Annotated in this window: 11 protein-coding genes and 1 pseudogene; 11 read left to right on the plus strand and 1 reads right to left on the minus strand. The window is 60.5% G+C overall.

The window, feature by feature from the left end; translation table 11 throughout:
* The 9 genes and pseudogenes from BEN49_RS27595 to BEN49_RS04200 all read left to right on the plus strand — a co-directional run.
* A pseudogene (locus tag BEN49_RS27595) lies at window positions 1-714 on the plus strand (hypothetical protein); the annotation flags it as partial.
* 298 nt (window positions 715-1012) lie between these two features.
* Window positions 1013-1507 (plus strand): alpha/beta hydrolase family protein, encoded by a 495-nt coding sequence (locus BEN49_RS04175; protein ID WP_125916495.1) that lies wholly within the window; start codon window positions 1013-1015, stop codon window positions 1505-1507.
* A 37-nt stretch (window positions 1508-1544) separates the two neighbouring features.
* Window positions 1545-2042 carry a hypothetical protein gene (locus BEN49_RS26565; protein ID WP_125916496.1) on the plus strand — a complete coding sequence of 166 codons (498 nt, stop codon included), beginning with the start codon at window positions 1545-1547 and terminating at the stop codon, window positions 2040-2042.
* 97 nt (window positions 2043-2139) lie between these two features.
* Window positions 2140-3951, plus strand: a complete 1812-nt coding sequence (locus tag BEN49_RS04185; RefSeq protein WP_070741190.1) for an ABC transporter ATP-binding protein — start codon at window positions 2140-2142, stop codon at window positions 3949-3951.
* 70 nt (window positions 3952-4021) lie between these two features.
* The gene (locus tag BEN49_RS25315; RefSeq protein ID WP_083325760.1) at window positions 4022-4429 is read left to right on the plus strand and encodes a zinc-ribbon domain containing protein; all 408 of its coding nucleotides are present in this window, start codon (window positions 4022-4024) and stop codon (window positions 4427-4429) included.
* 12 nt (window positions 4430-4441) lie between these two features.
* Complete coding sequence (locus tag BEN49_RS26570; RefSeq protein WP_125916497.1) at window positions 4442-4672, plus strand: hypothetical protein; 231 nt, start codon at window positions 4442-4444, stop codon at window positions 4670-4672.
* 23 nt (window positions 4673-4695) lie between these two features.
* The gene (locus tag BEN49_RS04195; protein WP_158022747.1) at window positions 4696-4962 is read left to right on the plus strand and encodes a barstar family protein; all 267 of its coding nucleotides are present in this window, start codon (window positions 4696-4698) and stop codon (window positions 4960-4962) included.
* Between the two features lie 69 nt (window positions 4963-5031).
* Window positions 5032-5280 (plus strand): DUF6364 family protein, encoded by a 249-nt coding sequence (locus BEN49_RS26575; RefSeq protein ID WP_125916499.1) that lies wholly within the window; start codon window positions 5032-5034, stop codon window positions 5278-5280.
* A complete protein-coding gene (locus tag BEN49_RS04200) occupies window positions 5277-5693 on the plus strand; it encodes a type II toxin-antitoxin system VapC family toxin (protein WP_070741198.1) in 417 nt (138 codons plus the stop codon). The genes BEN49_RS26575 and BEN49_RS04200 overlap by 4 nt, the downstream gene beginning before the upstream one ends.
* Before the next feature lie 3 nt (window positions 5694-5696).
* On the opposite strand, the gene BEN49_RS04205 is transcribed toward BEN49_RS04200, so the two are convergent.
* Window positions 5697-7751 carry an alpha-ketoacid dehydrogenase subunit alpha/beta gene (locus BEN49_RS04205; protein WP_070741207.1) on the minus strand — a complete coding sequence of 685 codons (2055 nt, stop codon included), beginning with the start codon at window positions 7749-7751 and terminating at the stop codon, window positions 5697-5699.
* Between the two features lie 265 nt (window positions 7752-8016).
* Here BEN49_RS04205 and BEN49_RS04210 point away from each other — a divergent pair, with 265 nt between their 5' ends.
* Window positions 8017-10623 carry a TonB-dependent receptor plug domain-containing protein gene (locus tag BEN49_RS04210; RefSeq protein ID WP_158022748.1) on the plus strand — a complete coding sequence of 869 codons (2607 nt, stop codon included), beginning with the start codon at window positions 8017-8019 and terminating at the stop codon, window positions 10621-10623.
* A gap of 116 nt (window positions 10624-10739) precedes the next feature.
* Window positions 10740-12014 carry a M16 family metallopeptidase gene (locus BEN49_RS04215; protein ID WP_070741219.1) on the plus strand — a complete coding sequence of 425 codons (1275 nt, stop codon included), beginning with the start codon at window positions 10740-10742 and terminating at the stop codon, window positions 12012-12014.
* Window positions 12015-12182: the final 168 nt, after the last annotated feature.

Raw genomic sequence — 12182 nt, forward strand, 5'->3', positions numbered from 1 at the left:
GCCCGCCCTGGGGCCGCACCGAGGCCACCGGGCCCCCGATGGGCCCTGCCGCTGCTGGCCGCTGCGGTGGCCCTGGGGGCCCTGGCCGCGGGCCACGCCACCAGCCGCCCCACGGCCGAGCACCCGCAGCAAACGCACGTCTTCTACACCCTCGACGCCAACCGGGGGCAAGCTTACTGGCTCAGCAGCATGGCCGGGCCGGATGCCTGGACGCGGCAGTTTTTCTCCGCGCCCACGGTGGGGCCCCTGCCCGAATTACTACCCGGAGTGACGCTGCCGGTGCTGCACCAGGGGGCCCCGCGGCTGGCATTGGCCCCGCCCACCGTCACGGTGCTGGCCGATACCACCCTGCCCACCGGCCGCCGCCTGCGCCTGCAAGTGCGCCCCGCCCGCCCCGGCGTGGTAAGCCTGCGCCTCAGCTGGCCGAGCGTTCAGCTAAACGGGCTGCGGGTGGCAGGCCACGCGGTAGCCCCTGCCCTGCTGGTTTCAAGCACCGGCTACAACGGGCTCACCTTTCTCGCCCCGGGCCCCCAGGGCCTCGTGGTAGAGTTTGACTTGGGACCCGGCGACGCCAAGCGGCTGCAAATCACCGCCAAAGACCGCAGCCTGGGCTTGCCTGCCGAAGCCAAAACGCAGCCCCTGCCCGCCAATATGGTGGCCGCCCCCGGTTACAACAGTTTCACCACGCAAGTCACGAAACGGTTCCAGCTGTGAGGTTTAGGTCCCCTAGGATGCGCACCTGGGGAACCTCACCCCCGGCCCCTCTCCAAAAGAGAGGGGTGCGTCCAACGATTACCAAGAAAGCACTTTCAAGAGCATCAGGTACTGGCACCCCTCTCTTTTGGAGAGGGGCCGGGGGTGAGGTTCCCCGTCGCCCATTCACTACTATTACCCCACCCAATGCCCATCCGCGCTGCCTTTACCCTTCTCCTATTCCTACTATCCTGGCTGGCCCGGGCCCAGGCCACTGGAGTACGCCGCCCGCTACCCCAAGCACCTGCGCGGCCTCATCGTGTCGAACATGGGCTACAGCGCCCCCATCTACAACAAGTACCGCTTCGGCCTCTACGCCGACATCATCCGCCAGCAGCGCCACGGCCGGCCCGCCGCTCCCGACAGCCTGCAGGGCGACAGCAAAATGATGCCCCTGATAACCAAGCCCGTGCAAGACGAATTCTTCCACCAGCACATGCTGCGCCTCCCTCAAGGCCAGGAGCCGGGGCCCTACGCCCGCAACCTCGCCCACATCAACAAAGCCGACCGGGCCCCCATCTTCCCCTTCATGGCCACCTGGGATTTCACCGCCCGCCTAACCACCATCCGCACCCCTACCCTATTGCTGGGGGCCCAATATGATTTCATCCCCCCCTCGGCCTACGCGTATATGCACCAGCAAATGCCCCATAGCCAAGTCTACATTTGCCCCAACGGCTCCCACTTCGCCATGTGGGACGACCCCCAGCATTATTTCCCCGCGCTGCTGAAGTTTCTGAAGGAGAAACGGTAATTATTAGCGCATCACTTACTTAAGGGCACCATCAGTTATGAATTGGGAAATCACGAGAAGTATACTCTTTGAAGCTGACGAGAGCTTGTGCGATTTGTACGTGCATGACACAAGTAGAGAAGATTGGAATAAGTGGGGAGAATTTGTAAACAATAATTATGAGGTGCGTTTCTACGATCCTGAAAATGATAAATCTGAAGATAAAATAAATCTTCAAACGATTTCAAGTCAATGGGATAATAGTGAATACAAATCAACTGTCAGAGTCTTTATCGGTCCAATTCAGATCAATGCTCACTTTTTTGGTGAAGATGAGATTGAAAACGACTTAGAGCCAAACGATTTTCATTCATTAGAAGCATTTAATGAACTGATGAAATACATGGGCAAAGTTTCTACCCTTCTCAATAAGGAAGTGGTATTAACTCCTGAAAATCTTCGAAGCTATACATTAATTTCTGTTAGAGGTAATTCAATAACTATTGATCCGCAGAATCTCCTCGGGGTTAAGGAACAATTAACCCAAGTTATTTAATTAAAAGGCAACTTTCAAATATTGGCCTTGTTTACAATAACCCCATCCCGCCTGCCCTCGTCTAACGCAGCTACCGCTACACCGTAGTTGCCTGCTTATGAGCCTTTGGGAGATAATTCGCCGTCTTTACCCCTACGTGCGGCCGTACCGGGGCCTCGTTTTCGGCACGCTGCTGCTGACGCTGGTGGGCTCGCTGGCGGCCCAGGTGAACCCGTTTGTGCTGCGCTACACTGTGGATACGGTGCAGGGCCTGCTGAACCGCAACCAGGGCCTGGCGCAGGGCCTGCCGCTGCTGCTGGCCGTGAGCGCGCTGCTGCTGGGCAAGGAAATCATTAACACCAGCGTCCAGTTCGGGCAGAAATACTACGGCGAGAAAATCCGCATCAACGTTTCCACCCAACTCTCGGAAGACGCGGTGCACAAGGTGCTCGGCTACCAACTGGGCTTCTACGCCGACAACGGCAACCAGACCGGCAAGCTCCAAACCCGCATCGACCGCGGCGTAGAGAGCCTGATGAAGCTGGTGCAAAACTTCTTCATCGACATCCTGCCGCTGTTTGCCAACGCCGTGGTGGCGCTGGTGATTATGTTTTTCGCCAACGTGTACGTGGGCCTGGTGGCCGTGGCGGTGCTGCCCGTGTACTTCTGGCTGAGCTACCGGCAGGCCGACCGACTCAACGGCTCGCGCCGGGCCCTGCGCGGCCTGCGCGAGGCCAAAAGCCAGGGCTTGGTCAACCTCATCGACTCGGCGGTGGTCATCAAAAGCTTCGTGCGCGAGGCTTACGAGGAAGAAAAGCAGACCCGCTTGCAGCAAGACTTGCAGGCCGCGCAGCTCGAAACCCGCAAGGTCAACTTCCGCTACGACGGCCTGAAAACCTTCACCGAATCCATCGGCGTGGTGCTCATCATCGTGCTCACGGCCTACCTGGTGCTCGACCGGCAGATTTCCATCGGCGCCATCATGTTCCACATCTTGCTGTTCAACAACGTGTCGGCGCCCATCCGGCAGCTGCACCGCATCTACGACGAGATGAACGACGCCCTCACCTACTCGGAGGGCTTCTTCGACATCCTCGACGCCGCCGACGCCACCGAGCCCACGGGGGCCCTGTTGCCCGACCACCTGCGCGGCACCTTCGAACTGCGCCACGTCGACTTCACCTACCCCAGCGGCACCCAGGCCCTGCACGACGTGAACATTACCATCGAAGCCGGCAAAACCACCGCCCTAGTGGGCCTCAGCGGGGCCGGCAAAAGCACCGTCATCAACCTGCTCTGCAAGTTCTACGCCCCCGACCGCGGGGCCCTGTTGCTCGACGGCCAGCCCCTGGCCGACTACAACACCCACGCCCTGCGCCAGCAAATCGGCCTGGTGCTCCAGAAAAACCACATTTTCAAGGGCACCATCGAGGAAAATATCCGCTACGGCGTGATGGACGCCGACTTGGCGCAAATCCAGGCCGCCGCCCGCCAGGCCTACCTGCACGACCAGATCATGCAGCTGCCCAAGCAGTACCAATCCGATGCCCAGCAGCTTTCGGGCGGCCAGCAGCAGCGCATCGCCATCGCCCGGCTGTTCCTCAAAAACCCGCCCATCATCTTCCTCGACGAGCCCACCGCCTCGCTCGACGCCATCGCCACCGAGCAAATCAAGAACTCGCTCGAAGCCATCAAGCAGGGCCGCACCGTGGTCATCATTTCCCACAGCCTCGCCCAAATCGTCGATTCCGACTGCATCTACGTCATGCAGCAAGGCCGCGCCGTGGAAAGCGGCACCCACGAAGAACTCTACGACCAACGCGGCACCTACCGCGAAATCTTCGACGCCTCGGCCCGCAGCTTAAATATCGAAAAACTAGCCCGCGTAATGGTGGACGACGGCGATGATGTGGCCGATACGGCGGGGTGAGGGCAGATTCTACATTCCAATATCAAGCATACTCTGTTGCTAAAAAATTGAACTGGTTATTTATTCTGAGATGAATAAGACAGGAAAACTTAAACCACTAAAGTGTCCATGTTGCGGCGAGTTGCAGCCTGAATCTGAATGCTCCGTGTTTATCAGTCAGATTTCTCAAGATGTACCGAACAAATATTACGGCACCTCAGGCGGAAATATAATTGGTAACCTATATTGGCTTGATGCGCAAAAGAACAGGGTTGATTGGGCTTGTGATATCTGCCTTCAACAAAAACGTGCATTCCAAGGCAAACCAAAGCGTCAGTTGTTCTGCGACTTCGCGCCTCATTTCGCATATTTCGACAAGCAAATAATTTGTCGTGACTGCGGCATAATATTCCAGTTTTTGAAAGAAGAACAAGCTCACTATTATGAAAAATTAGTGTTTAAGGTACAAGCTGAGCGAGTTCGTTGCGATATATGTTAAGCGTTAAAGAAAATGCAAGAACGACTATCTCAATTGCTAGCAAATCCTGATTACAACAACTTAGAGCAGGTAAAAGAAATAATCATGATTCGGCTTAATCTAAAACAGTATCAACAAGCCAAGCAGTTTTTAGCCACTGGCAAGAAAAATCATATTTCAGGCAGCAGCCAATATTTAATATTTGAATTATTGAAGAAGCGGGTTACAGATGCTGAATTGACAGACAATGGTTCTAAGCAATAGCTGTCGTAAACAGAATGCAAATAATGACCATCGACCTCACCAACGTCAACACCAAAGCGGGTTTTCACATGCTGATGAAAAGCCAGCTAGGATTTCCGAATTGGTACGGCGTGAGTTGGGATGCTTTTTGGGATGCCATTATCGCCGTGGTCGAAATGCCGGATTGCGTGGTCTTGCAAAACTGGGAAACGTTCGCCCAAGCTTGCCCTAAAGACATGCAGATTCTGCGTCAAGTCATTGCTGATTACCACCAGGAGGTGCCGGGCAAGCAGTTAGTGCTGGAAGAATAGGGGCTGGGGGCCCTAATACCCTTGCAGTCGTTGTTCTTCGTATCTTCCTCAGCCAAAATTCTCACCGCCATGTCTACCAACCTCACCCTCACACTCGATTCCCAAGTTGTGGAACAAGCTCAGGCTTATGCCCAAGCGACAGGCAGAAGCTTAGATGAGCTAGTCGAAACGATGCTTAGAACTAGCACTTCACCAGCAGCTACAACGCCAACTCTTTCGCCGGCCGTACAGGCATTGTTTGGTTCCTTGAAAGTGCCTGACAACTTCGATTATAAGGAAAGTCTGACAGAAGCTTTGCTGGAACGTTACAGCAAATGAGGTATTTTTTCCTTGATACCAACGTAATAATCGACTTTCTAACCCATCAGGGAGTTTTTGCAGTGGCCGCCGCTGAACTGTTTCAGGCATCGGTTGAGGACCGGGTTACTCTTTGCGTTGCTAGCCTGTCATTCAGCCACATTTATTACACCCTGCGCAAGGACAACACGCCGGCTGAATGCACTGATAAATTGGTCAAATCATCAGCATTGGTGCAAATCATCGCGGTAGATAGCAACACAATTCGAAAGTCCTTGGCCGCCGGCTTCACAGATTTTGAGGACGCACTGCAAAGTTTCGCAGCGGCTTCGGTTCCCGCTATCGAAGCCATTATCACCCGCGACCCGAAGGGCTTTCGCGGCAGTTCGCTGCGCGTACTCACGCCAGCCGAGGCGGTAACGGAAGCGCTATAAAACTCAATACCCTTGCAGCCACATCAGCCGCTCCTTCAGCCGCTGCTGGGGCAGGAAGTCGGCTTCCAGGGGCGGGGCAAATGGAATGGGCGTGTCGAGGCCGGCTACGCGTTGCACGGGGGCGTCGAGGTGCTGGAAGCAGTGCTCGGCCACCCAGGCCACGATTTCGCCGCCCAGCCCCCCGGTGAGCGTGTCTTCGTGCAGCACGAGGAGGCGGCCGTTTTTGGCCACGGTGCGGCGCACGGCTTCGGTGTCCCAGGGCAGTAGGGTGCGCAGGTCGAGGATGTCGGCGTTGATGTTCAGCTCGTCGCAGGCCGCCAGGGCCCAGTGCACGCCCATGCCGTAGGTGACGATGCTCAGCTCGGAGCCCTCGCGCACCAGAGCCGCCTCGCCGATGGGCGTGGTGTAGTAGCCTTCGGGCACGGGGCCGCTGAGGCTGCGGTAGAGCAGCTTGTGCTCGAAGTACAACACTGGGTTGGGGTCGTCGAAGGCGGCGCAGAGCAGGCCCTTGGCGTCGTGCGGGTTGCTGGGGTACACCACCTTCAGGCCGGGCACGTGGGTGAACCACGCCTCGTTGCTCTGGGAGTGGAAGGGCCCCGCGGCGGTGCCCGCGCCGGTGGGCATGCGGATAACCACGTCGGCGGCCTGGCCCCAACGGTAGTGGCTCTTGGCCAAGTTGTTCACAATTTGGTTGAAGCCGCAGGTCACGAAATCGGCGAACTGCATTTCCACCATCGACTTTTTGCCGCGCACGCTCAGACCTAGCCCGGCCCCCACAATGGCCGATTCGCAGAGCGGCGTGTTGCGCACGCGCCCCTTGCCAAACTCGGCCACGAAGCCCTCGGTGATCTTGAACACGCCGCCGTACTCGGCAATGTCCTGGCCCATGAGCACCAGCTCGGGGTGGCGCACCATGCTCTGGCGCAACCCGTCGGAAATGGCGTCGATGAAGCGCAGGCCTTTGGTTGCGCGGGCCGCGCCAGCCGATGCATCGCCTTCGCTATCTGGCTCAGCAGCAGGGGACCCAGCTTTTAATTTTTCACTATTGATTTTTAATTCCAACGACGCATCCGGCACGAAGGGCGCGTACACGTCGGCCAACTCGCGGCCGGTGTGGGCGGTGGGCCCCGGGGCCCCATCGGCTTCGGCCAGGGCCTCTTCGATTTCCTTTTTGAACTGCTCGCGCACGCTGTGCCGGGCGGTTTCGGTGAGGATGCCCTCGGCCAGCAGCCACTTTTCGTAGCGGTCCACGGGGTCTTTCTGGGCCCACTCCTGGAGCAGCTCGGCGGGCACGTACTTGGTGCCGCTGGCTTCCTCGTGGCCGCGCATGCGGAAGGTGAGGGCCTCCACCAGCACGGGGCGCGGGTTTTGGCGCAGGTCCACGGCCAGGCGGTGGATGGTGTCGAACACGTCGAGCACGTTGTTGCCGTCCACCTGCACGGCCTCCATGCCGTAGGCGGGGCCCTTGTCCACAAACGACTTGAACCGGAACTGCTCGTTGGAGGGCGTGCTGAGGCCGTAGCCGTTGTTTTCGATCAGGAAGATGACCGGCAGCTGCCACACCGCGGCCACGTTCAGGGCCTCGTGGAAGTCGCCCTCCGAGGCCCCGCCGTCGCCCGAGTACGTGAGCGTGACGCGCGGCTTTTCGTCCAGCACATCGGCCAGGGCAATGCCATCGGCCACGGCCAGCTGGGGCCCCAGGTGCGAAATCATGCCCACGATGTGGTACTCGTTGGTGCCGAAGTGGAAGCTGCGGTCGCGCCCCCGGGTGAAGCCCAGCGGCTTGCCCTGCCACTGCGCAAACAGCCGCGCCAGTGGTACCTGCCGCGCCGTGAACACTCCGAGGTTGCGGTGCAGCGGCAAGATGTACTCGTCGGCTTCCAGGGCCAGGGTGCTGCCCACCGAAATGGCCTCCTGCCCAATGCCCGAAAACCACTTGCTGACCTTGCCCTGGCGCAGCAGAATCAGCATTTTTTCCTCAATCAGGCGCGGCTTGAGCAGCTCGCGGTACAGGTGCAGCAGGGTGTCGTTGGCGTAGTCGCGGCGGTCGAAGGTCATGGGAAGGCAGGGTGGGCGGACGGGGGCAAAGGTAGCGGCGGCCAATTTCCCGGATAAGGTGAATAAATTATGAGGCTTGGGGGCCCTGGCTGTGGAATATAGCTGGCTACGGCATCTACCTTCGTAACCCTTTCCTTCTATACTTATTTATTCCCTTATTATGCCCCGATTTCTACTCGCAAGTATTCTCTTAACAACCGCCGCTCAAGCGCAGCAAATCGATACTCTTACTAAAACAGCGCCTGACACATCCAGATTTGCCTTATTGAGACATGGCCTCACCAACGACCCGGCCGTTAGAGAAACCCATCCTTATGTCTTCCCGCCTTTCCCCACCATTCAGCCGGCGCTGAGCCGGGTGGCGGGGGTGCAGTACACGCCCTTCTCGGGGGCCCCGGGGACCTGGGCGGCGGTGCGCATCCGGGGCAGCAGCAACGTGACCGGCAACAGCCAGCCGCTGTACGTGGTGGACGGCGTGCCGGTGTACAACACCGAGGTGACGCCTGAGGAGTGGAGCGGCGCGGAGGCCTTTTACCGCAATCAGTACCCATCTGCCGCCAACGGCAGCTTCTACGCGGGCATTACGCCCCACACGCCCACCGCCAATCCGCTGCTGGACGTGCCGGTGGAAGACGTGGAGCAGGTGGAAATACTAAAGGGCGCGGCGGCCACCGCCCGCTACGGGATGCAGGGAGCCAACGGCGTCGTGCTCATCAGCACCCGGCGCGGGGCCGACGGGCAGGCCGGGCCCCAGCCGCTGCGGGTGCGCTACGCCGGCTGGGGCGGCGTGCAGCAGGTGCGCCAGCGCTACAAAGTACTCGGGGCCCGCGCCTACGCCGAGCTGGCCAACGCGGCGGCGGCCAACAACGGCCAGCCCCCGGCGTACTCGGCTGCCGCCCTCAACAACTTGGGCGAGGCGGACCGGCAAGACCAGGTGCTGCGGGTGGCGGGCGTCCAGAGCCACCACCTGAGCGTGGACGGCCTCCACGGCAACACCCGCTACTACGCCTCGGCCGACTACCTGCGCCAGGCCGGTGTGGTGGACGGCTCCGACCTGAGCCGCTACCACCTGCGCCTCAACCTCGACCAGCAGCTGACCACCAAGCTCAGCCTGGGGCTGAAGGCTAGCGCGGGCCAAACGGACGCGCACTACGCCGGTACCGAGCCCGACGCGGGGCCCCTGTTGCAGGGGGCCCTGCTGGCCCCGCCCCTCGAGCCAACGGGCCGCACGGGCGGCAGCCCGTATTACATCGACCCATTGCGCGAGTTCAAGTTTTTTACTCGCGCGCCCCGCACCCGCCGCCTGCTCGTGCAGCTGAGTGCCACTTACCAGTTCAGCGACGCGCTGAGCCTAAGCGTGCGCGGCAGCCGCGAACAGGCCGATGCCCGGGAGTTAGGCTACGCGCCCGACGACATCATGGCCCCGGCGCCAAACCTAGTCGAAACCGGCACTTCCACTACCACTTCGCACAACTGGGTGGCCGATGCGGCCCTGCGCTACCACCGCACGTTTGCCGACCGGCACGCCCTCTCAGCGTCGCTCACTTACTTGCGCCAGCAATTCGGATGGGCGTTGGGGCATGATGAATACTACACCCTGCAATCCAACACCCTGCCCAGCGCTCCTCCTCAGTATTACTCGTTCCGAAGCGGCTACCAAGAAGCCGTAAAAGGCAACGGCGTGCACAGCCCGGCGGTGGGCGTGGGCTACACCTACGACGGGCGCTACGAGGTACAGGGCTCGCTGCGCACCGACGCGGTTTTCAGCGAAGATTACAGCCATAGCGAGTACCGCTGGTTTCCGGGGGGCCAAGTCAGCTGGCACGCCAACAAGGAAGCTTTCCTAGCCGCGGCCACGGGCCTGAGCGATCTGACGCTGTGGGCCGGCGCGGGCAAAACCGGGGCGTACTACGCCCCCGACCTCACCACTCATTACGACGCGGGCCTGCGCCTGGGCGTACTCGGCGGCCACCTCACGCTCGATGCCGAAGCCTACCAGCGCCGCACCCGCCACGCCCAAACCATGCTGGTTTCTTCGGCACCTTTCCAATCCGGCTCGGGCCAAAACTTCTATTATTTATCCCCCGACGTGACGCTGCTCAACCGAGGCCTGGAGCTGACGCTGAACGGCACCTGGCAGCTAGGGCCCCTGGCCGGCACCACCAGCCTGGCCGCTGCTACCAACCGCAACCAAGTGGAAACCGTGAATTCGCTCACGACTAACACGCCCATCTTTGGCCTGGAAGCCGGCCAGCCCTTGGCGCGCTTCTTCGTGTACGAGCCCGAGGGCACCTACCCCGTCGGCTCGCCCAACGCGGGGCAGCTCCGCTACCGCGACGTGAACAACGACGGCCAGGTGGACTACCTCGACGGCCACTACCAGGGCAGCGGCTTGCCCCGCTACACCCTCGACCTCTACCAGCAGCTACGCCTTCGCCGGTTTCAACTGGACGCCCAGATCGACGGCCTTTTCGGCTACCAACTGCTGAATTCCACGCTTAGCGCCCTGGATACGCCCACCGGGTTCGCTAACAGCTCGCCGCGGGCCCTCGACTACTGGACCCCGGCCCACCAAGACGCCTCGGTGCCCCAGCCGGGGGCCCGGCAGTCGTACTTCACCAGCAGCCAAGCCCTGGAAAGTGGCAACCACGTGCGCCTCACCCAGCTCACTCTGGCCTACGAGATGCTGCCCACGGGGCCCCGGCGGGCCAGCGTGTGGGTGGGCGGCCAAAACCTGTTCGTGACCGGCCACTACCGGGGCTTCGACCCCAACGTGAGCAGCGGCGGTAGTGCGCCACTGTTTGCCGGCCAGGACGCCAGCGTGTACCCAGTGGCCCGCGTGTGGCAAGTGGGCGTGCGGGGTTCCTTCTGAGCCGGCGCAGCCAGCTCCCGGCTTGGGCCGTACACCATTTTGCCTTTTCTGCTGTTAAGGGCCCATTGAAACCAGGGCCCCGTAAGTTTGCGCCCACTAGCCTGACCCACTTTATAATGATTAATTTCCAAGAATTCACCCTGGCCAACGGCCTGCGCTGCATTGTGCACGAAGACTTTAGCACGCCCATGGCCGTGCTGAACGTGATGTACGACGTGGGGGCCCGCGACGAGGACCCCGACCACACGGGCTTCGCGCATTTGTTTGAACACCTGATGTTTTCGGGCTCCGTGAACATCCCCAGCTACGACGAGCCGTTGCAGCGCGTGGGCGGCGAAAACAACGCTTTTACCTCGCAGGACGTCACCAATTACTACCTCTCGCTGCCCGCCGCCAACCTCGAAACCGGCTTCTGGCTCGAATCGGACCGGATGCTGAACCTGGCGTTCTCGGAAAACGGCCTAGAGGTGCAGCGCAAGGTGGTGGTCGAGGAGTTCAAGCAAACCTACCTCAACCAGCCCTACGGCGACGTGTGGCTGAAAATGATGCCGCTGGCCTACCAGGTGCACCCCTACCAGTGGAACACCATCGGCAAGGAAATTGCGCACATTGAAAACGCTGTGATGGACGACGTGCGCGGCTTCTTCAACAAGCACTACGCGCCCCAGAACGCCATCTTGGTGCTGGCCGGCGCCGTGGCTTTTGATGAAGCCAAGCGCCTGGCCAAGAAGTGGTTTGGGCCCATTGCCGGGGGCCCCGCCTACGTGCGCGACCTGCCCCAGGAGCCCACCCAAACCCAGGCCCGCAGCCAAACCGTGCAGGCCCCCGTTCCCCTCTCGGCCCTCTACAAAGCTTACCACGCCCCCGCCCGCCGCGACGACAATTACTACGCCGCCGACCTGCTGGCCGACATGCTGGGCCGCGGCAAATCAAGCCGCCTGCACCAGCGCCTGGTGAAGGAGCTGGCCCTGTTCAACAACATTTCGGCCTCCCTCACCGGGGCCCTCGACGCGGGCCTGCTCGTGGTGAGCGGCAAGCTAAACGCCGGCGTGAGCCTGCAAGAGGCCAACGCCGCCGTGGAAGCCGTGGTGGCCGAGTTTGTGGCCGCCGACGTAGCCGCCCACGAGCTGGACAAGGTGAAGAACCAAGCCGAAAGCCACTTGGTGTTCGGCGAAATCGACCTGCTGCACCGGGCCCTCAACCTGGCCTACAGCAAGCTCCTCGGCGACGCCAACCTGGTGAACGACGAGAGCCGCCGCATCCAGGCCGTGGACGTGGCCGCCGTGCGTACCGCCGCCACCCAGGTTTTGAGCCCTGAAAATTGCAACACGCTCTACTACGAAGCCGTCGGCGAATTTGTGGCTGAAGAAGTAGAGTTGGAAGCCGAGTAAAACGTCACATTGAACGGCCGGCTGATGTGAAATAAACGGTCATGCTGAGCGCAGCCGAAGCATCTCTCCAGTGTTAGCCGCCCCAATCTGAGTAACCGGGATCTGCTCCGCACGGCCGCGCTATCTCGCAATTGAATGATGCGCCCCGTGAGAGTGCTGCTTACCCCC

Source organism: Hymenobacter coccineus, assembly GCF_001816125.1.
In the GTDB taxonomy this organism is placed as follows: domain Bacteria; phylum Bacteroidota; class Bacteroidia; order Cytophagales; family Hymenobacteraceae; genus Hymenobacter; species Hymenobacter coccineus.

What these genes read in the sequence shown, in the direction of transcription:
- BEN49_RS04200 (WP_070741198.1), top strand. Translation starts at nt 5,277, where the DNA reads ATGAGGTATTTTTTCCTTGATACCAACGTAATAATCGACTTTCTAACC.
- BEN49_RS04195 (WP_158022747.1), top strand. Translation starts at nt 4,696, where the DNA reads ATGACCATCGACCTCACCAACGTCAACACCAAAGCGGGTTTTCACATG.
- BEN49_RS26570 (WP_125916497.1), top strand. Translation starts at nt 4,442, where the DNA reads ATGCAAGAACGACTATCTCAATTGCTAGCAAATCCTGATTACAACAAC.
- BEN49_RS26575 (WP_125916499.1), top strand. Translation starts at nt 5,032, where the DNA reads ATGTCTACCAACCTCACCCTCACACTCGATTCCCAAGTTGTGGAACAA.
- BEN49_RS04185 (WP_070741190.1), top strand. Translation starts at nt 2,140, where the DNA reads ATGAGCCTTTGGGAGATAATTCGCCGTCTTTACCCCTACGTGCGGCCG.
- BEN49_RS25315 (WP_083325760.1), top strand. Translation starts at nt 4,022, where the DNA reads ATGAATAAGACAGGAAAACTTAAACCACTAAAGTGTCCATGTTGCGGC.
- BEN49_RS04205 (WP_070741207.1), bottom strand. Translation starts at nt 7,751, where the DNA reads ATGACCTTCGACCGCCGCGACTACGCCAACGACACCCTGCTGCACCTG.
- BEN49_RS04215 (WP_070741219.1), top strand. Translation starts at nt 10,740, where the DNA reads ATGATTAATTTCCAAGAATTCACCCTGGCCAACGGCCTGCGCTGCATT.
- BEN49_RS26565 (WP_125916496.1), top strand. Translation starts at nt 1,545, where the DNA reads ATGAATTGGGAAATCACGAGAAGTATACTCTTTGAAGCTGACGAGAGC.